The 18468-nt window shown below is 51.5% G+C and carries 14 protein-coding genes; 6 read left to right on the forward strand and 8 right to left on the reverse strand.

The annotated features are described in order from the left end of the window. Positions 1-9: 9 nt before the first annotated feature. From B5M13_RS27245 to B5M13_RS27255, 3 genes are all read right to left on the reverse strand, one after another. Positions 10-516 (reverse strand): Uma2 family endonuclease, encoded by a 507-nt coding sequence (locus B5M13_RS27245; protein ID WP_080058676.1) that lies wholly within the window; start codon positions 514-516, stop codon positions 10-12. A 139-nt stretch (positions 517-655) separates the two neighbouring features. Then, positions 656-2653 carry an alpha-amylase family protein gene (locus B5M13_RS27250; protein WP_080058677.1) on the reverse strand — a complete coding sequence of 666 codons (1998 nt, stop codon included), beginning with the start codon at positions 2651-2653 and terminating at the stop codon, positions 656-658. Positions 2654-2777: 124 nt separating this feature from the next. Continuing rightward, positions 2778-3353: a hypothetical protein gene (locus B5M13_RS27255; protein WP_080058678.1), complete on the reverse strand. Its 576-nt coding sequence runs from the start codon at positions 3351-3353 to the stop codon at positions 2778-2780. A 246-nt stretch (positions 3354-3599) separates the two neighbouring features. Here B5M13_RS27255 and B5M13_RS27260 point away from each other — a divergent pair, with 246 nt between their 5' ends. Together B5M13_RS27260 and B5M13_RS27265 are read left to right on the forward strand one after the other, a co-directional pair. Further along, entirely contained in the window at positions 3600-4667 is a 1068-nt protein-coding gene (locus B5M13_RS27260) for an Ldh family oxidoreductase (protein WP_080058679.1), read from the forward strand. 75 nt (positions 4668-4742) lie between these two features. Continuing rightward, the gene (locus tag B5M13_RS27265) at positions 4743-5729 is read left to right on the forward strand and encodes an aldo/keto reductase (protein ID WP_080058680.1); all 987 of its coding nucleotides are present in this window, start codon (positions 4743-4745) and stop codon (positions 5727-5729) included. Between the two features lie 70 nt (positions 5730-5799). Here B5M13_RS27265 and B5M13_RS27270 read toward each other — a convergent pair whose 3' ends face one another. The 5 genes from B5M13_RS27270 to B5M13_RS27290 form a co-directional block, all read right to left on the reverse strand. Beyond that, positions 5800-6369 (reverse strand): outer membrane beta-barrel protein, encoded by a 570-nt coding sequence (locus B5M13_RS27270; protein WP_170061202.1) that lies wholly within the window; start codon positions 6367-6369, stop codon positions 5800-5802. A gap of 183 nt (positions 6370-6552) precedes the next feature. After that, positions 6553-7467 carry a sterol desaturase family protein gene (locus B5M13_RS27275; RefSeq protein WP_080058682.1) on the reverse strand — a complete coding sequence of 305 codons (915 nt, stop codon included), beginning with the start codon at positions 7465-7467 and terminating at the stop codon, positions 6553-6555. A 117-nt stretch (positions 7468-7584) separates the two neighbouring features. Then, positions 7585-7863 carry a hypothetical protein gene (locus B5M13_RS27280; protein ID WP_080058683.1) on the reverse strand — a complete coding sequence of 93 codons (279 nt, stop codon included), beginning with the start codon at positions 7861-7863 and terminating at the stop codon, positions 7585-7587. A 42-nt stretch (positions 7864-7905) separates the two neighbouring features. Beyond that, positions 7906-8397: a sll1863 family stress response protein gene (locus tag B5M13_RS27285; protein WP_080058684.1), complete on the reverse strand. Its 492-nt coding sequence runs from the start codon at positions 8395-8397 to the stop codon at positions 7906-7908. Between the two features lie 259 nt (positions 8398-8656). After that, entirely contained in the window at positions 8657-9304 is a 648-nt protein-coding gene (locus B5M13_RS27290; protein WP_080058685.1) for a PepSY-like domain-containing protein, read from the reverse strand. A 416-nt stretch (positions 9305-9720) separates the two neighbouring features. Between B5M13_RS27290 and B5M13_RS27295 the strand changes: the two genes are divergently transcribed. The 4 genes from B5M13_RS27295 (at position 9721) to B5M13_RS27310 (ending at position 18457) form a co-directional block, all read left to right on the forward strand. Next, positions 9721-11226, forward strand: a complete 1506-nt coding sequence (locus B5M13_RS27295) for a circularly permuted type 2 ATP-grasp protein (RefSeq protein WP_080058686.1) — start codon at positions 9721-9723, stop codon at positions 11224-11226. Between the two features lie 144 nt (positions 11227-11370). After that, complete coding sequence (locus B5M13_RS27300; RefSeq protein WP_080058687.1) at positions 11371-12351, forward strand: glycosyltransferase family 2 protein; 981 nt, start codon at positions 11371-11373, stop codon at positions 12349-12351. Between the two features lie 151 nt (positions 12352-12502). Then, on the forward strand, positions 12503-15394 hold the full coding sequence (locus B5M13_RS27305) for a T9SS type B sorting domain-containing protein (RefSeq protein WP_080058688.1): 2892 nt from the start codon (positions 12503-12505) through the stop codon (positions 15392-15394). Between the two features lie 162 nt (positions 15395-15556). Next, positions 15557-18457: a T9SS type B sorting domain-containing protein gene (locus B5M13_RS27310; protein ID WP_080058689.1), complete on the forward strand. Its 2901-nt coding sequence runs from the start codon at positions 15557-15559 to the stop codon at positions 18455-18457. The last annotated feature ends 11 nt before the right edge of the window (positions 18458-18468 follow it).

Here is an 18468-nt window from a genome sequence, read left to right on the forward strand (position 1 = left end):
GGAAAGAGTTTACCGAAAGACTTTTTTTAGATCAATTGAAATACCGTTGGTCGGGTCTGTGAGTATAGCGTTATGAAATACCAGTTCGTCGGCATTAGGCTGGAGAATAACTACTGTCCGAAATAAAGGCTGCACAAGCCAGTATGACTTCGTTCCCGCAGCAAAATATTCCTTCGCTTTTGCCGTCAACTCAGTATCGGATTGCGATGGTGAAACGATTTCGATTACGGCCAGTGGTACGTCACTTTCCTTTATCTCATCCTCCTGCCAGTTGGAGACTTCGGCCGGAAAAATGCTTAAATCGGGCACCAATGGCGGATTGGGAGGAGCAAGCGACTGTTCGCTCCGAACATCAAATTGGTCTTCGTAATGGACAAGTATCTCTGAGCCAAGTCTGATTTGCAGTCTTGAATGGTTTTTACTAGGCATAGGCTTTCCGCGCTCGATTTCATAGGTTGAGCGGGTGACGTCCTCTTCTACCTGTTCTGCTATAACCGCTTCCATAATTTGTGACATATTCTTGCGTGAAAGATACAATAAATCAAGCCCATCAAAGCGACCAATTTCACTAATTTGCCTACTTACTCAATTAGCACTGATCTAACCGGATTAGTCAACACTGCCTTCTGCAATATACCAACCGCAACGGTTTCGATCAAGCACTTGCCACTCGCCAGATCCGGCACCCCGCTTCGTCAAAAACCACTTCGCTTTCAGGCAATTCTGGTATTTCGTCAGGTAGCTTGCCAGTCATAGAAGCCGCGAAAATGTATTCTGATGGGGTGGATTCATCAATCACCCTGGTCTGCTTCCAGACAATAAAGTCAGACTCGCCAGGAGCAATCAGCCATTCTGTTTCTCTACCCACAATCTCTGCCCAAATGCTTTCGGCAAATTCACGTATGCGTAGAATGGCCTCAAACTGGTCGGCGTTTTGCCCCCATCTGAATGGCGCGTGCGTTACTTTATCGGTTTGCCGGTCATCACCAATCTGGAAAACGTACAACTTACTGTACTCTTCGTTTTCGCCCCGTTGCTCGTGCAGATTCCGTACCTCAAACCCCATGCCGACATAACTTGGCATATCGGTCAGAAACAGGGCCGTGAAATAGCGAAACAGATTGCCGGTCCGATAAAACTCATCGAAACGGGGGTCGTCCTTATCCGCTGTCATAACGGTAAAATTGGGAGCGAACCGACGGGTTTTCAGGTAGGTATAGTAGTCGGAAAATTGGCGCCTGAACTCCGCTGACCCAACAACCATCGACTGCAAATCACCCAGCGTCGAGTCGGCTTCGATGGCTTCAAGGTGATCAAGTTCGTTACCATACCCCATTGTATCGGGGGGTGCCAGAAACGTTTCGGCAAAGAACCCGTAATAGGGTACTCCATTGGCCTGCACGTATTTTTTGATGGCTCGCAGGGGGTCATAATACGCATCCACTTCGGCCGGAACACCCGTAGGGCGCATCTGTACGTGAGCCATATCGCCCCGCATGAAATCAAAATTGTACGTCCGCTGGCAATCGTACACTTTCCGACAGATGTAGTCCCAGGCCGGTTTGTTCGGCTGGTCGAAGTCCAGCTCCCAGTGCTGATTGTTATCCTTTGACTCATAAAACCGATACCGGGCCAAGGGCCCAAACACGCGCGACATCGCTTCGGGTTTATCGAATGCGTACTGATACCAGGTTTGTCCGAAATCGTCAATCACGTAGTCATTGGGATCAATATGTATGCCTCGGTAAGGTGGAGCCATAGTCATCGGCAACGTCTCATATCCCTGTGCAACCAGATGTTTAATCAGCGCCAGTCGTCGCCGGAGTCGTCCGCCGTAATCGTGTGGATAACCGAATAGCATTCTCAGCCGTTGGTTGTCCATCAGAATTGCCAGATCGGTCGAGAAAAAGGCATCTTTGGCAAACGCCAGCGGAGAGCCGTCGGCCGAGCCATGAAATTTCAGGTACTGCCAGATCGACTCTTCCACACAACGATGAATGAAGCCCGAATGATCGGCAAGTGAATCGGGATGGCCTCCTTTTACGTCGCGCTGTACCCATTCAAACAAGCTTGGACAGGCAAGCACCATCTCCGAAAATCGGTCGGTATGGGGAATCACATCCATGCCCACCGTACGGCCCATGGCATGAAGCAGGTTGACGACAATCTTAAGCTGTTTTTCAACCGAATCGAGGGCAGGAACCAGCCGAGCCAGTTCAATATCGAAAAATTCGGGATTGATTTCCCAACTCACCATGCCATACAAACTACCCACCACACCAGGTTCCCAGATCGGCAACAAATGGATACTGTCGTGGCTGGCAGATAGCGTCAATGTGTAGTTGATCAGCTTCCAGAACGAGCCAATGGTACGCACATTGACGCCAATCATATTGCTCCGTTTGAGCCATGAGCCATCCGTGTTTCCCCTGGCAGGACTATCAATGGTTTCGTTCGGATTTAACGCCCGCCGTAGGGTGTCGTTTCCTAATCGTTTGTGCAGTATATCGAGGGTCTGATACACTGAAAACTGGACAGCCGTCTGTGGTAACAAACTTGAAATAAACGACATACGCCCAGACTCATAGGCGTCAGTATACAACCTATACTGCTGTTCCCAGCGAGCTTGACTAGTGGCGATTGTGTTCGGCATAGGGCAAATGTAAACGCACTTTTTTGAAAACCAAATGCCGATTGTTTGTGTCAAAAAGACACGTAGCAGTACTTTTTGTACGTACTCGGTTACGCGTATAGGGTTGTTTTCAGGTCAAGCCTATTTAATATGTCCGTAATACTTTTAGCCGATGGTTTTTATTGACACGTATGTGCGGATTGCTAATCAGGTGAAATAAGATCCCACTCAATACCAGCGAGCCCACAACGGGCAAGGTATTGCTGTAGAATCCTCGGTTATTGACAACATCCGCTAGCAGATAAACCCCTCCGGCAATCGGAAACAGGGTCCCGGCAGCGGTTATGAATGGAATCCGACGGTGTAGCAAAATAGTCTTCACTTCATCGAGCCGAAACGTTACGGGCTCATCCCGATTCATTACCTCATTGGCCATTAAAATACTGAACGTACTGTCGGTAACGTCGTATAGCTCCTCTCGGTATTTTTCTCCCCTGGCCTTAAAATGCAGCTCATCACCAATGAAATAGCGGTAGCGCCGGAAGCCACCGATTGCATGATTGACATCGAACGCCAGATAGCGCGAAGGACGGATCAATGCCGAATAAGAAGTCCCTCTTCGCTGTAAGAGTTGTTCAGTCGTGAGGGTATCCTGTGGCTGGGCAAAGGCCATCGATGTTGACAGACCCAAAGCCAGGAGCAGACAATAACGGAGCAGCATAGCAGTATCGAAACAAATCAGGTGGTTACGTAATAAAACGCAAACTACTGGTTTTGTTTCTTAAAAAATAGTTAAGATGAACCAATAAACATCTCTGATGCTTTGGTGGCATAGAGCCCTGAAACCGAACAACCGTTTAAATCCCAGTCGAAAGTGGTAAGAACGGTTGGGGCAATTTCGCCGTAAACTGCCTGACCATTTCGGCTCTCCCTTGACTACTCCTGACTTTTCCTCAACTTTGCGGCCATGATTACTGCCCCTCAACTCCGAACATTTACCGAACAAGTTTTTATTGCCATTGGCTGTTCCGAAACCGATGCCCGATTAGCCGCCGACGTACTGGTCAGTGCCGATTTACGGGGTGTCGATTCACACGGGGTGGCTCGTTTGCCGGGTTACGTGCGCCTGTACGATCATGGGCGTATAAACCCAAAACCGCACATCCATGTTGTCCACGAAACGCCCTCAACTGCTGTTGTCGATGGAGATCGGGGGCTTGGCCTTGTCGTTGGGCCCTGGGCTATGCGGGTAGCCATCGAAAAGGCCCGCACCGCCGGAACGGGCTGGGTAGCGGTACGAAATTCCAACCACTTCGGTATAGCTGGTTATCATGCCTTGTTAGCTACTGAACATGACATGATTGGACAAGCCATGACCCACGCAGCCCCGCTGGTAGCTCCGACGTTTTCGCTGGACAAACTCCTGGGAACCAACCCAATTGCAGTCGCTATTCCGGCGGCTACCGAACCGACATTTCTGGCCGATTTTGCCTCTACGGCCGTTGCCTATGGAAAGCTCGAAATTTTGCAGCGCAAAGGCAAAGATATTCCCCTGGGCTGGGCACAGAACGCCGAAGGGCAACCGACTACCGATGCCAATGCTATTCGCAATGGCGGGGCTCTACTCCCACTGGGTACCGATCGCGAGCATGGTTCACACAAAGGGTATGGACTGGGGGCTGTTGTCGATATTTTTTCGGGCGTACTGTCGGGGGCTAATTATGGGCCTTGGGTACCACCGTTTGCTACGGCTGGCTTTATGCAGGCCAACGAAGGTGTAGGTATGGGAACGGGCCACTTTTTCGGCGCTATGCGGATCGACGCGTTCCGGCCCGCCGATGAGTTCAAAGCCCATATGGATACCTGGATTCAACGATTCCGGCAGGCCAAAGCTGTTGAAGGGCAGCAGGTTCTGATTCCCGGCGACCCCGAACGGTTGATGGAAGCGGAACGGCTGGCAAACGGCATTCCTGTGTTGGAACCCGTCATTAAAAGTCTGGAAGAAATCGGCGGCCGATTTGGCGTGAAATTGTAAGGCGGTGATGCTACAGGTCGACATGTCATCCGCACAGTTAGTGTTTAATAAATCGGGCAGGATGTCCGCGTTACTATGAACTATCGAAAATTAGGAAAAACCGGTTATAGCATTTCTGAAATCAGTCTGGGAACCTGGCAGGTAGGGGGCAAATGGGGTGATCCGTTTAGCCACGACAATGCCGACCAGATTTTGAATGCCGCCGTCGACGCTGGGGTCAATTTCATCGACACGGCCGATGTGTATGGCGATGGCGAAAGTGAGAAAGCCGTTGGTCGACTAGTCCGTTCACGGTCGGAGCGAATTTATGTAGCGACCAAATGTGGCCGACGACTCCAACCCCATACTACTGAAGCTTATCAGCCAAAGGCACTGCGGAAATTTGTTGAGGATAGCCTGCAAAATATGGACCTTGACACCCTCGACCTGATTCAGTTGCATTGTCCGCCAACCGACGTTTTCTACCGTCCCGAAATTTTTGAGTTGTTCGATCGACTCAAAGACGAGGGAAAGATTCAGAACCTGGGTGTGAGTGTGGAAAAGGTTGAAGAAGCCCTGAAAGCAATTGAGTTTCCGAACGTAACTACCGTCCAGATTATTTTCAATATGTTCCGCCAGCGTCCGGCCGAACTGTTTTTTCGGGAAGCCAGCCGACGGAATATAGGCATCATTGTTCGGGTACCACTTGCCAGTGGGCTATTGACGGGCACCTACAGCACCAATACCGCTTTCTCGCCTACCGATCACCGTACATTTAACCGGGAAGGGGCCGCATTCGACAAAGGGGAAACGTTCTCTGGAGTAGCCTATGAAACGGGTTTAGCCGCCGTCGATGAACTAAAGACTGTTTTTCCGGGTGAAGCCAACCTAGCTCCTGATGCGCTACGTTGGATTTTAACCTTCGATGCGGTAAGCTGCATTATTCCAGGAGCTTCTAAACCAGCCCATCTAACGTCCAATTTACAGGCGCTGGATCGCCCAGCTCCAACACCTGAACAGATGGCGGCTGTAAAACGGATTTACGATGAATGGATCAAAAATCCAGTCCATTATCTGTGGTAATAACCGATTCTGAGGTTTACGACTGGCGATGCATACACTACCTTCGCCAGCCGTAAACCCCATACGAAAACTATTTCCCGAAATAAACCTGAAAGCCCAGACTAATATTTAAGGCTTTTGGAACGTTGGGTGTCAAGGCGTTAGGCGCACCCACCAGCAGTGTATTTAAGGCTCCCCCTGCTCCCCCGGTATACGTTAGCCCCAGATCGAAGCTGACTGACCGATTGATGAAAAAGGCAACGCCACCCGTAAAACTATAGATTGCATCCGTACTTGAATCGGAGGTCCCTCCATTTATTGACGCCGATGAGTTAATGACTCCAACCGATGCGCCCAAAAAGGGTTTAATCTGGGAGGAGCCCATGTAATACCGCAAAAATGGGGCTATCCCGATCTGAGTGGCCCGTGTGCCGTTTGAACTGATGTTCAGAAATGGGATACCAGCTCCTAACGCCAATCCATCTCCTACAAACCAGCCATAGGTTGGCTGAAGACTGATAATCGTACCCGATCCGCCCGATGTTGGAATGGTAATATTTCCTACATTAACGCCCATCAGTCGGCCACCGCGTTCGGTTTGGGCCATTGCACTCGATAAGCCAACAACCAGCAGTGTAAGTGTGATAAAAAAAGCTTTCATGGTATATATACGTTTGTATTGTAATACCATGACTAACTAATCTGCAATTTGGTTGCAAATTTGTATCGTTCTAGTAACAACTCTGCTTATACAGTAGACATAATAGTCTACAAATCAATAAGTTACCATCCATTCATTGAAAAAAATTTCCTGACTAGGCAGCTGGCAAGTAACATCGGCAGGTCAGGGGTTCTGTTTTTGGGCCACCTGTTTTTTGTATTGATCAACATCGACGGGGCTACCGAAAATAAAAAACCACTTTCGTCGAAAACCTCTAGCCGATTTAACATCGCGAATAATATCCAGCACCTCATGAAAATTGATGTGCAATGGATTGGCTTTCTGACCAATATTGGTCGTAATACCATAAATAGGTGGCTCTTCCTCAGGCTGGTAGGTACCCAACAGACGATCCCAGATAATGAACGTAGCCCCAAAGTTTTTATCGATGTATTTTTCCTGCGATCCATGATGCACCCGGTGATTCGATGGCGTGGCAAAAATATATTCTACCCAGGCCGGCAACCGACGGATGTATTCGGTATGCACCCAGAACTGAAACAAGACAGCTAGTTGATTCGTCAGAAAAAAAATAATCGGATGAAAACCGAGCAGTGCAACGGGCAGAAGAAAGATAATTTTCAGATACTGAATCCAGCTCAGCCGAAATGAAACACTCAGATTATAGTGTTCCCCCGAATGATGAACGACGTGCGTAGCCCACCAGAAACGCTGCCCATGTGATACCCGATGCGCCCAGTAACTAAAGAAGTCAAAGATAATGTAACAGGGAATGAGCGTCCACCATTGCAGTGTCATCCGCCAGGGCAATTGATTATACAGCCACACCACACCATATAGCAGAGCAAGCTTAATTACTACACCGATAGCTACCGATCCTAGTCCGACTAAGATTGACCCGATCGTTTCCCATTTTTCGTAATAAGGCTTCTCCTGAATATACGAAATGATCATTTCGGCAGCTGTTAGCACAACCATAATGGGAACCGCCCATAAAATTAGATTAGGCGCTCCCTCATCCAGCCGCCAGAGTTGGTCTAAAGCAATGGGAGGGGCACCAAATAAAGAATCAAACATAATAGACTATTGTTTTTCAAGATGTTGAGTAATGACCGACTCCTACAGTAACCGACTAATAACGTATTCAGGCGGATCCACCAGAACCGCTCGATTAATGTTGAACGGCCTGATCACCTATCCAGTTTCAGATTCACTAACAATCGATGAAAAATGATGCGGGTTGACATACCCCAGGCTATTATCGTTCAAGCGAACCTGTTGCCAGTCGGGCCCACTACCAAACAAATCGGTTTGAAACCAGGCAATTTCCCCTTTTCTGATCTGTCCACTACCGTGTTTCGTTGGGTCAGCCGGTTTCTGTACCCATTCGGTGTTCTGTATAGCTTGCCGAGGGATATCAAACCCTTCCGCTTTAGGAGAAGCCTTGCAGCTAATTTTTGTTGTGTTATCCATGACAAAAACAGTGATTTAGGGTAAAAAGCCTGTTCTAACAGGTTATTGCTTGCTAGTAGCGTCATCGAGCTGGTCTTCAGCTCTGTCAAACGCGTTCCCAATTTTGCGTCCTGCCTGCTTAAAGCCCGCCTTAATATCCTGCCAGGCTTCCTGAGTGGCATTCTGTGCTTTATCGATATCCCGGTCAAGATCTTCCCGTTCGGTTTTCAATTTGTCTATTTGCTGTTTCATCGTCTTTTGGGCCTTGTCGCTTTTATTCTCCAGTTTGTTTTGTAACTCATCAATTTCCTGATCCAGTTTGTCGCGTTGAGCTTTCAAATCAGCGACAACTTCATCGCGTTCCTGAAGAAACTTAGCCTCCGTCTGACTGGCTCCATCCTGCATAGAAGCATCAAGGGAATCACTGGTTTGCTCTACCGCTTCTTCTGTACGGGATTGATCGGAATTGGTGTTACATCCCTGCATAGAACCAATGGAAACGATGATTGACGAAATCACAAGCAGCTGTCTAATAGATTGTGAGGTCTTTTTCATAACGTTGATATAGGTATGATTTTCGACAAAGGAGCCCCTTTCCCCTTAGAATGACCTTAAGCTGATCTTAGAAAGTTCTTATAGACCGATCATGATATATCGGTTCAACGTGTTACTAAAATTTTCAGAGGGTTGCGATAGGCCCTAAAAAAACGCCCTTCCGATTTGGGCTAATGCTGTAGCCTCAAAACCAGAAGGGTGGTTAATCGAGATATCCATTTTAGCGTTCAGGACACCTCAGCATTACTTATAATTCTATCTATCGTTTGCCTAGCAAGACTTTCTTAAACGTTCCGTCAGAGCCAAACAACAGCAATGCATGTTTCTTGTCTGATGTCAGAATGGCTACGATATAATCGCTGGATTTAGCATCCTGAGCAGCTTTTTCAATCGTTGCTCCAGCATAGTTAGTATTGATGTAGGTTGTAATAGCCGCTGGTAGGCTCGACACTGCCACTGTAGTCGCTATTGGCCCCATTGGTTTTGGATGATGCAACGAATCGCCTTTAGGATGGTGCAGTGAATCACCAGGCATGTGATGGGTTGAGTCACGGTGCCCCCGCTTGCGAGCGTCAGCTTCTTTCACGAACGTACCATCTGCTTGGAATACCAGCAGTTTAAGCATATTATTTTGTACAATGGCTACGGCATAATTGCCACTCGAATCCTTTAGTGCTTCTTTAATAGTTGCTCCGGCATAATTTGTCGTAATGTAGGTCGTAATGGCAGTGGGTAAGCTGGCTGCATTGACCACCGTAACGCTATGCGGTCCCGTTGCCGACGAACTGGTCGTTGCGGTTGTCCGGGCCGATGCGTCCGTATCGGTGGGATCAACAGACGTCTTGTTGCAGCTACTCATCCCCACCGCCAAAGCAGCCACAAAACTGAATACAAGCAATGTTTTCATCTTGGAAGTCATTAGGTTTTGTTAAAAAATTTAAATTGAAAAATAAGGTGCAGCCCGATTCGTTTGCCGGTACTATTCTGTCGTACGTGCAACGTATATTCATCGTTGCAAAGCCGATAAAAAAATCTAATGCTCACAACCCTAGCGCTAGTATGCAACTATACAATTCCTTGGTACAAATAATTGGCTTACAAATAGTTGACCACAAAGGAGTGCTTGATTATTTTTTACAGGGCCACTAATTCAGGTTGATTAAAAGGTGATGGAAGCCACATCCTGGACATTAACAGCCGATGAACTTTATCAATAGTGACTATTTGCGTATTAATTTTTACGTATAAAGCGTTTTATTTGCATAATGCTTTAGCTGCCAATATACTATTTGGCTGTCTACCTGATTATAAATAGATTGTTCTATGAAAAAACAAAATACCCGCCAATCGCAGTCCCAAACACTCAATGGAATGACGCAGTCGCAGGGGCAGACCAGCGTCAATTTCTCGTTTTCAGACTACCAGACCGAGAATTTTTTTGATGAGATGTTCACCAGCGAAACGCAGGTGCGAGCCGGGTATGTACCTTTTCAGCAACGCGTTGAGCAATTGACCCGCGAAGATTTTATAGGACGACAGCTTGCAGCCGAACGCGCTCTAATGAGTATGGGTATTACCTTCAACGTGTATTCGCAGGGCGAAGGTACAGAACGGATTATGCCCATCGACATTATTCCGCGCGTGATTGAATCAGCCGAATGGAATCGGCTCGAAGCCGGTCTGATTCAGCGCATTAAGGCCATCAATATGTTTCTGGACGACGTGTATAATGAACAGCGTATCCTGAACGATGGTGTTGTGCCGCGCGACCTTATCGAGTCCAGCAAGTCGTTTTTGCCGGGTTGTCTGGGTGTACGTCCCCCCAAAGGCATCTGGTGTCATATTACGGGTACCGACCTGATCCGGGGTGACGATGGGCAATTTATGGTGCTGGAAGATAACCTCCGCTGCCCATCCGGCGTATCATACATGCTTGAAAATCGGGAACTTATCAAGCAAACCTTCCCGGAAGTACTGACCCAGACGGGCGTTCGGCCCGTATCGGATTACCCGACCCGGCTGCTCCAGATGTTGCAGTACATTGCCGACCGGCCCAATCCAACCGTTGTTGTTCTGACCCCCGGCATTTATAACTCGGCCTACTTCGAGCACTCGTATCTGGCTCAGCAAATGGGCGTTGAGTTGGTCGAAGCCCGCGATCTGGTCGTATCGGGCGGCTATGTAAAAATGCGCACCACTAAAGGCTTCCAGATTGTCGACGTTATTTATCGACGGATCGATGATACCTTCCTCGATCCGCTGGCCTTCAATCCTGAATCGATGATTGGGGTGCCGGGTATTTTCGAGGTATATAAACGGGGCCGGGTCGCACTGGCCAATGCACCAGGAACAGGCGTAGCCGACGATAAGGTAATTTATGCCTATGTACCCCGGATTATCCAGTATTACCTGGGCGAAGAGCCGATTATTCCAAACGTCCGAACCTACATTTGCCGGGAGGAAGAAGACTGTCAGTATGTGCTGGACAATATCGAACAACTGGTTGTCAAAGAAGCCAATGAAGCAGGGGGCTACGGTATGCTGATAGGTCCCAAAGCCTCTCCTGAAGATCACGAGTTGTTTCGGCAGAAAATAAAGGCTAATCCCCGAAATTATATTGCCCAGCCAACCATTTCGCTTTCACGCGTGCCCTGCCTGGTGGGCGATCATGCCGAAGGCCGTCACGTCGACCTGCGCCCCTATATCCTGTACGGCGACAATGTCAACGTGATACCGGGCGGCCTGACGCGGGTTGCTTTACGAAAAGGTTCGCTGGTGGTTAACTCCTCGCAGGGCGGTGGGGGTAAAGATACATGGGTGTTGTATTAATTGGTTACAGACGTTTATTTACGATTTACGGTGGCCGACGCATTAGATTTTTATGCGTTAGCCACCGTAAATCGTATACCTTTAACCGTAAACAGTATACTGTAAACTTCTTACCTTTACGATCCAACTAGCGCATAAACCACTTTGCCTGATTTAAGCATCATCATTGTCAATTATAAAACGCCCCAACTCATTCTCAACTGTTTAGCCTCAGTATATGAGTTCACAAACGGGGTCAGTTTTGAAGTCCTTATTGTCGATAACCAGTCGAACGATAACAGTCAGGCAATCATCCAGTCGGCTTATCCTGATGTACGCTGGTTCCAGACAGGCTATAACGCAGGTTTTTCGCGGGCCAACAACAAGGGTATTGACGAAGCGAACGGCCGCTACATTCTGCTGCTTAACTCAGATACACTTCTGATCGACAACGTGCTGGCTCATTGCATTCAGGTACTTGACAGTCGCCCTGACGTAGCTGCGGTGAGCGCCATGCAGCTTATGGCGAACCGACAGTTTCGCCCAAATCTGTACACCACTTTCGGCCAGATGCGCCGGGCGTTTTACATCCTGCCGGGTGGAGTAGCATCTGAACGATTTCTCTACCGACTCATGCCCGATCCACAATTTAGCGATCCTGATCAGGTCGAATGGTTATCAGGCGCATTTCTGATGACGCGAAAGTCGGTGATTGAACGGGCTGGCAAATTAGATGAAAGCTTCTTTATGTACGGCGAAGATGTCGAATGGGGGTATCGGCTTGGCCAGCAGGGGAAGTTGCTTTTGCTGCACAATGAGAAGTTCATTCACCTCGAATATGGTAGTAGTGAAGACAATCAGCAGCATGTGGTCACACATATCAACCGATTCAAACCGCAGGTCCAGGTGTCGCAGTTGCTTTGGGTTCGTAAACAGTATGGCGTTGGGGCTTATCTGGTCCTTATTCTTCACTATATCCTGATGATTCCGGTTGTCTTTATCTGGAAAATGGCTGTCAATATCCGGGATCGTCGTACGCCCTGGGCCGAAATGAGTAGCCAGTGGGCGTATACGAAAAATGTCGGCATTTTTCTCCGTTTCTTCTGGAAAACGCTCTTTAACCGTCCGGGCTTTTATAAGGTCTAACAGCTTACTCACAGCGCCCTTTCCAGCGTTTCGTACGATCTGAAGAGCGAAGAAACTGGAGCGCATATAGCATTCAAAATCAATCGAATCAGAAGAATACGCTTTTAGTCGATTGCAACGTTGTAGGTGAGGAATGCAAACATCTACATCTATGCGATTCGTTTACAGTATTGGGCTTTGGGGGCTATTGCTGGGGGCCATGCTATGCCCCACGATCAGTCAGGCTACCCACGTGCGAGCGGGAGAGATTACCACTAAGCGCATTTCGCAAACGTCACTTACCTACCTGATTACTTTTACAGCTTATTTTGATGAAGCCAATGGTAAACCAGCTTCCGATCAGGCCGACAATTATACAATCTGTTTTGGCGATGGGAACACATCGGATATAAAACGATGGCAACGACAACTGATTAATGGGCGCACATCTTCCATTGACTCCTACACGATTGTTCATACCTATCCAGGTCCAGGCACGTATACTATTGGGATAACCGTACCCCTTCGGAACCGAAATACCAACAACCTGCCAGCCCCTTCAGACGCAATCCGTTTTTTTGTCTCGACGACGATTCTGATCAATGCCGCTCTGCTGACCAACTCCACACCCGTCATGCTCAATCCACCCCTGGATTCAGGACGAGTGGGCCAGAAGTTTTGCCATAACCCGGCCGCTTTCGATGCCGATGGGGATAGCCTCGCCTATCGACTTAGCGTGCCCCAAACTTCCTTGACCGATAATGGCTGTACAGGCAGGGCAATAACAGGTTACCAAGACCCAACCAGATTTAGTACATCAAGTGAAAGTGGAGGCCCACCCACCTTTTCGATCAATCCCATCACCGGGGAGCTGTGCTGGGACGCCCCTGGCGAAGCCGGCCAGTTCAACTTTGCCTTCATCATCGAAGAGTGGCGAAACGGCGTACTCATCGGCGAAATCACCCGAGATATGCAAATTTTTATCGTTGACTCGCCCAACAAGCGCCCCCTGCTGGCTCCCATCCCTGACCTGTGTGCAGAAGCCGGTACCCTCATCCAGCAACCTGTTACAGCCACCGATCCCGATGGACAAAAAGTTATTATATCGGGCTTTGGCGGTGTATTCAATATTGGCCCTGACCGACAACCGCTGGCGCCAGGCGAACTCATTCAACCTGCCTATGCCCAACTGATTAACGGAGACATTCCGCTGGCTCAACCAGCCACCGCCACCTTCCGCTGGCAGACCAACTGCAACCAACTCCGCGATGCCCCCTACGACGTCACCTTCAAGGTCACCGATGTGCCACCCAACAGAACCCCCACTCTCACCTCATTCCAGACTTTCCGAATCCAGCTCGTCGGACCAGCGGTCAAAAACCTCACCGCCAAAGCCGTCACCGGACCCAACGGCAGAGCCGTCCAGCTCAACTGGGATCCCTACACCTGCTCCCCATCCCAGGCCGGTAACCCCACCAAACTCGCCGTCTACCGCACCGAAGGGTGCACGCCACCACCCAGTAACTCCTGCCTGACAGGTGTGCCCGCAGGCTACACCAAGATCGCCGAACTGCCCATCTCAGCCACCACCTTCACCGATACATCCACCCTCAAACGGGGCGTCTCCTACGGCTACCTGATGGTCGCCCTCTACCCCGATATCAACGGCGGATTCAACGGGGGAGTCAGCAAAGCCTCCAACCTGGCCTGCATGGAACTCCCCCTGCTGGCACCGGTCATCACCCAGGTCACCGTCGACTCCACCGACGCCAACCGCGGACAGATCACCGTCCGATGGACCAGACCCCTGGGACTCTCGCCCGGTGACCTGCCAGGACCCTACCAGTACCGGCTCCAGCGAGCCACCGGCCTCAATGGCACCGCCTTCACCCCCATCGCAGCCATCAACACCAGCCTGCTGGCCTCAGCCCCCGATACGGTCTACATCGACAAGGGAACATCAGCCTCCGCCCTCAACACCGATGCCAACGCCTACCGCTACCGACTGGAGTTCTACTACACCCTCAACGGACAGCTCACCCGGCTCGATCTGACCGAACCGGCCTCCTCGGTGCGACTGACGGCCAACCCCGTCAACCGACAGATCACCCTGAGCTGGCAGGCCAGCGTCCCCTGGTCCAACGACAACAAGACCCACGATGTCTACCGATCCCGGACCGGACCCAACGGCCCCTTCAACAAGATCGCCGAGGTCCCCGTCACCAGCCCCGGCTCCTACTCCTTCACCGACGACGGCACCGACCGCTTTGTGGCCGATGGCAACACCAGCCGCAGCCTGTCGGCCGACAGCAGCTACTGCTACCGGGTGATGACCAGGGGCCAGTACACCGACATTCAGCTGGCCCGCCTGGGGGTGTTACTCAACTACAGCCAGATCAGTTGTGCCTCCCCCGCCGACACCACCAAGCCCTGCCCACCGGCCCTGAGCGTGGAGGCTCTGGACTGTGGGGCCCTGAGCGCAGAGGCCCTCTGTGACCAGAGCAGCTTCACCAACAAGCTCAGCTGGCAGCCCACCAGCAGTCCCAGTTGTGATGCCAACCTGGTGGGTTACCGGATCTACTACGGCCGCTACCCCACCGACTCGCTCACCCAGCTCAGCGCGGTGTCGGTGCCCACCACCCGGTTTGAGCACAGCAGCCTGACGACGGTGGCGGGGTGTTACTACGTGACGGCGGTGAGCCGGCGGGGACTGGAGAGTGCTCCTTCCAACAAGGTGTGTGTGGATGCGTGTCCCAGCTTTTTGCTGCCGAATGTGTTCACCCCCAATGGGGATGGCAAGAATGATGTGTTCCAGCCGCTGAAGTGCCCGAGGTTTGTGGAGCAGGTGGTGTTTGTGGTCTACAACCGGTGGGGAGCCAAGGTGTATGAGAGTGTGGGCCCCAGTCTGAGCTGGGACGGTCGCAGCAGTGATGGGGTGGAGCTGCCCACGGGTCTGTACTACTATCAGGCAACGGTGCGGTACGCTCTATTGGACAAGAATGCTCCCCCACAAGTGCTCAAGGGCTGGGTACAGATCCTTCGAGAAGGGGTGTCCATGAAATAGAGGAGGAAGGTTAAAAATCAGAAGCGAAGAAGGGAATGCGCAATTGGTTCCTTTCTTTCCTCCTGATTTTTTAATTTAAAATCAATCAAGTAGTGGATAGAACCAATTTTCTAATACACTTTTGGTAATTCAAATCGTTGTAGAGGAAAATAGGATACGTTTATGCGGTTCGTTTACAGTCTTGGACTTTGGAGCATATTGCTAGGGGCCATATTATGTCCTACGATCAGTCAGGCTACACACGTGCGGGCAGGTGAAATTACTACCAAGCGCGTTTCAGCAACTTCACTCACTTATATCATTACCTTTACTGCCTATTATGACGAAATAAAAGGTCGGCAGGCGGCTGATCAGGCGGAACCATACACCCTCTGTTTTGGAGATGGTACAACCCTGGATGTCAAGCGAGCCAGCCGGAGGTATATTAATGGCCGTACTTCGTCCGTCAACTCGTATACAGCCATCCATACCTATCCAGGTCCAGGCGTTTATACCATCGGGATAACCGTACCAAACCGGAACGCTGATACTAAAAACTTACCACCACCCGCATCATCAGACCAGATTCGTTTTTTTGTCTCGACGACGATTCTGATCAATGCCGCTCTGCTGACTAACTCCACACCCGTCATGCTCAATCCACCCCTGGATTCAGGACGAGTGGGCCAGAAGTTTTGCCATAACCCGGCCGCTTTCGATGCCGATGGGGATAGCCTCGCCTATCGACTTAGCGTGCCCCAAACTTCCTTGACCGATAATGGCTGTGTGGGAAGAAATATTCCAGTCTATCAGGACCCAACGCGATTTAGCGGTTTGGGTAGTGAAAGTGGAGGGACGCCGACCTTTTCGATCAATCCCATCACCGGGGAGCTGTGCTGGGACGCCCCTGGCGAAGCCGGCCAGTTCAACTTTGCCTTCATCATCGAAGAGTGGCGAAACGGCGTACTCATCGGCGAAATCACCCGAGATATGCAGATCATCGTCGTTGACTCGCCCAACAAGCGCCCCCTGCTGGCTCCCATCCCTGACCTGTGTGCAGAAGCCGGTACCCTCATCCAGCAACCTGTTACAGCCACCGATCCCGATGGACAACGGGTCATTATCACCGGTTTCGGCGGAGTCTTTAACGTCGGCCAGGATGGAGCGGCTCTGGCACCGGGCGAACTCATTCAACCCGCTTATGCCCAACTGATTAACGGTGGCGTTGCCCAGGCTCAACCGGCCACCGCCACCTTCCGCTGGCAGACCAACTGCAACCAACTCCGCGATGCCCCCTACGACGTCACCTTCAAGGTCACCGATGTGCCACCCAACAGAACCCCCACTCTCACCTCATTCCAGACTTTCCGAATCCAGCTCGTCGGACCAGCGGTCAAAAACCTCACCGCCAAAGCCGTCACCGGACCCAACGGCAGAGCCGTCCAGCTCAACTGGGATCCCTACACCTGCTCCCCATCCCAGGCCGGTAACCCCACCAAACTCGCCGTCTACCGCACCGAAGGGTGCACGCCACCACCCAGTAACTCCTGCCTGACAGGTGTGCCCGCAGGCTACACCAAGATCGCCGAACTGCCCATCTCAGCCACCACCTTCACCGATACATCCACCCTCAAACGGGGCGTCTCCTACGGCTACCTGATGGTCGCCCTCTACCCCGATATCAACGGCGGATTCAACGGGGGAGTCAGCAAAGCCTCCAACCTGGCCTGCATGGAACTCCCCCTGCTGGCACCGGTCATCACCCAGGTCACCGTCGACTCCACCGACGCCAACCGCGGACAGATCACCGTCCGATGGACCAGACCCCTGGGACTCTCGCCCGGTGACCTGCCAGGACCCTACCAGTACCGGCTCCAGCGAGCCACCGGCCTCAATGGCACCGCCTTCACCCCCATCGCAGCCATCAACACCAGCCTGCTGGCCTCAGCCCCCGATACGGTCTACATCGACAAGGGAACATCAGCCTCCGCCCTCAACACCGATGCCAACGCCTACCGCTACCGACTGGAGTTCTACTACACCCTCAACGGACAGCTCACCCGGCTCGATCTGACCGAACCGGCCTCCTCGGTGCGACTGACGGCCAACCCCGTCAACCGACAGATCACCCTGAGCTGGCAGGCCAGCGTCCCCTGGTCCAACGACAACAAGACCCACGATGTCTACCGATCCCGGACCGGACCCAACGGCCCCTTCAACAAGATCGCCGAGGTCCCCGTCACCAGCCCCGGCTCCTACTCCTTCACCGACGACGGCACCGACCGCTTTGTGGCCGATGGCAACACCAGCCGCAGCCTGTCGGCCGACAGCAGCTACTGCTACCGGGTGATGACCAGGGGCCAGTACACCGACATTCAGCTGGCCCGCCTGGGGGTGTTACTCAACTACAGCCAGATCAGTTGTGCCTCCCCCGCCGACACCACCAAGCCCTGCCCACCGGCCCTGAGCGTGGAGGCTCTGGACTGTGGGGCCCTGAGCGCAGAGGCCCTCTGTGACCAGAGCAGCTTCACCAACAAGCTCAGCTGGCAGCCCACCAGCAGTCCCAGTTGTGATGCCAACCTGGTGGGTTACCGGATCTACTACGGCCGCTACCCCACCGACTCGCTCACCCAGCTCAGCGCGGTGTCGGTGCCCACCACCCGGTTTGAGCACAGCAGCCTGACGACGGTGGCGGGGTGTTACTACGTGACGGCGGTGAGCCGGCGGGGACTGGAGAGTGCTCCTTCCAACAAGGTGTGTGTGGATGCGTGTCCCAGCTTTTTGCTGCCGAATGTGTTCACCCCCAATGGGGATGGCAAGAATGATGTGTTCCAGCCGCTGAAGTGCCCGAGGTTTGTGGAGCAGGTGGTGTTTGTGGTCTACAACCGGTGGGGAGCCAAGGTGTATGAGAGTGTGGGCCCCAGTCTGAGCTGGGACGGTCGCAGCAGTGATGGGGTGGAGCTGCCCACGGGTCTGTACTACTATCAGGCAACGGTGCGGTACGCTCTATTGGACAAGAATGCTCCCCCACAAGTGCTCAAGGGCTGGGTACAGATCCTTCGAGAAGGGGTGTCCATGAACTAAGCAGAACACAA

The sequence above is a fragment of the Spirosoma aerolatum genome (assembly GCF_002056795.1).
GTDB lineage: Bacteria > Bacteroidota > Bacteroidia > Cytophagales > Spirosomataceae > Spirosoma > Spirosoma aerolatum.

What these genes read in the sequence shown, in the direction of transcription:
- B5M13_RS27245 (WP_080058676.1), bottom strand. Translation starts at nt 516, where the DNA reads ATGTCACAAATTATGGAAGCGGTTATAGCAGAACAGGTAGAAGAGGAC.
- B5M13_RS27250 (WP_080058677.1), bottom strand. Translation starts at nt 2,653, where the DNA reads ATGCCGAACACAATCGCCACTAGTCAAGCTCGCTGGGAACAGCAGTAT.
- B5M13_RS27255 (WP_080058678.1), bottom strand. Translation starts at nt 3,353, where the DNA reads ATGCTGCTCCGTTATTGTCTGCTCCTGGCTTTGGGTCTGTCAACATCG.
- B5M13_RS27260 (WP_080058679.1), top strand. Translation starts at nt 3,600, where the DNA reads ATGATTACTGCCCCTCAACTCCGAACATTTACCGAACAAGTTTTTATT.
- B5M13_RS27265 (WP_080058680.1), top strand. Translation starts at nt 4,743, where the DNA reads ATGAACTATCGAAAATTAGGAAAAACCGGTTATAGCATTTCTGAAATC.
- B5M13_RS27270 (WP_170061202.1), bottom strand. Translation starts at nt 6,369, where the DNA reads ATGAAAGCTTTTTTTATCACACTTACACTGCTGGTTGTTGGCTTATCG.
- B5M13_RS27275 (WP_080058682.1), bottom strand. Translation starts at nt 7,467, where the DNA reads ATGTTTGATTCTTTATTTGGTGCCCCTCCCATTGCTTTAGACCAACTC.
- B5M13_RS27280 (WP_080058683.1), bottom strand. Translation starts at nt 7,863, where the DNA reads ATGGATAACACAACAAAAATTAGCTGCAAGGCTTCTCCTAAAGCGGAA.
- B5M13_RS27285 (WP_080058684.1), bottom strand. Translation starts at nt 8,397, where the DNA reads ATGAAAAAGACCTCACAATCTATTAGACAGCTGCTTGTGATTTCGTCA.
- B5M13_RS27290 (WP_080058685.1), bottom strand. Translation starts at nt 9,304, where the DNA reads ATGAAAACATTGCTTGTATTCAGTTTTGTGGCTGCTTTGGCGGTGGGG.
- B5M13_RS27295 (WP_080058686.1), top strand. Translation starts at nt 9,721, where the DNA reads ATGAAAAAACAAAATACCCGCCAATCGCAGTCCCAAACACTCAATGGA.
- B5M13_RS27305 (WP_080058688.1), top strand. Translation starts at nt 12,503, where the DNA reads ATGCGATTCGTTTACAGTATTGGGCTTTGGGGGCTATTGCTGGGGGCC.
- B5M13_RS27310 (WP_080058689.1), top strand. Translation starts at nt 15,557, where the DNA reads ATGCGGTTCGTTTACAGTCTTGGACTTTGGAGCATATTGCTAGGGGCC.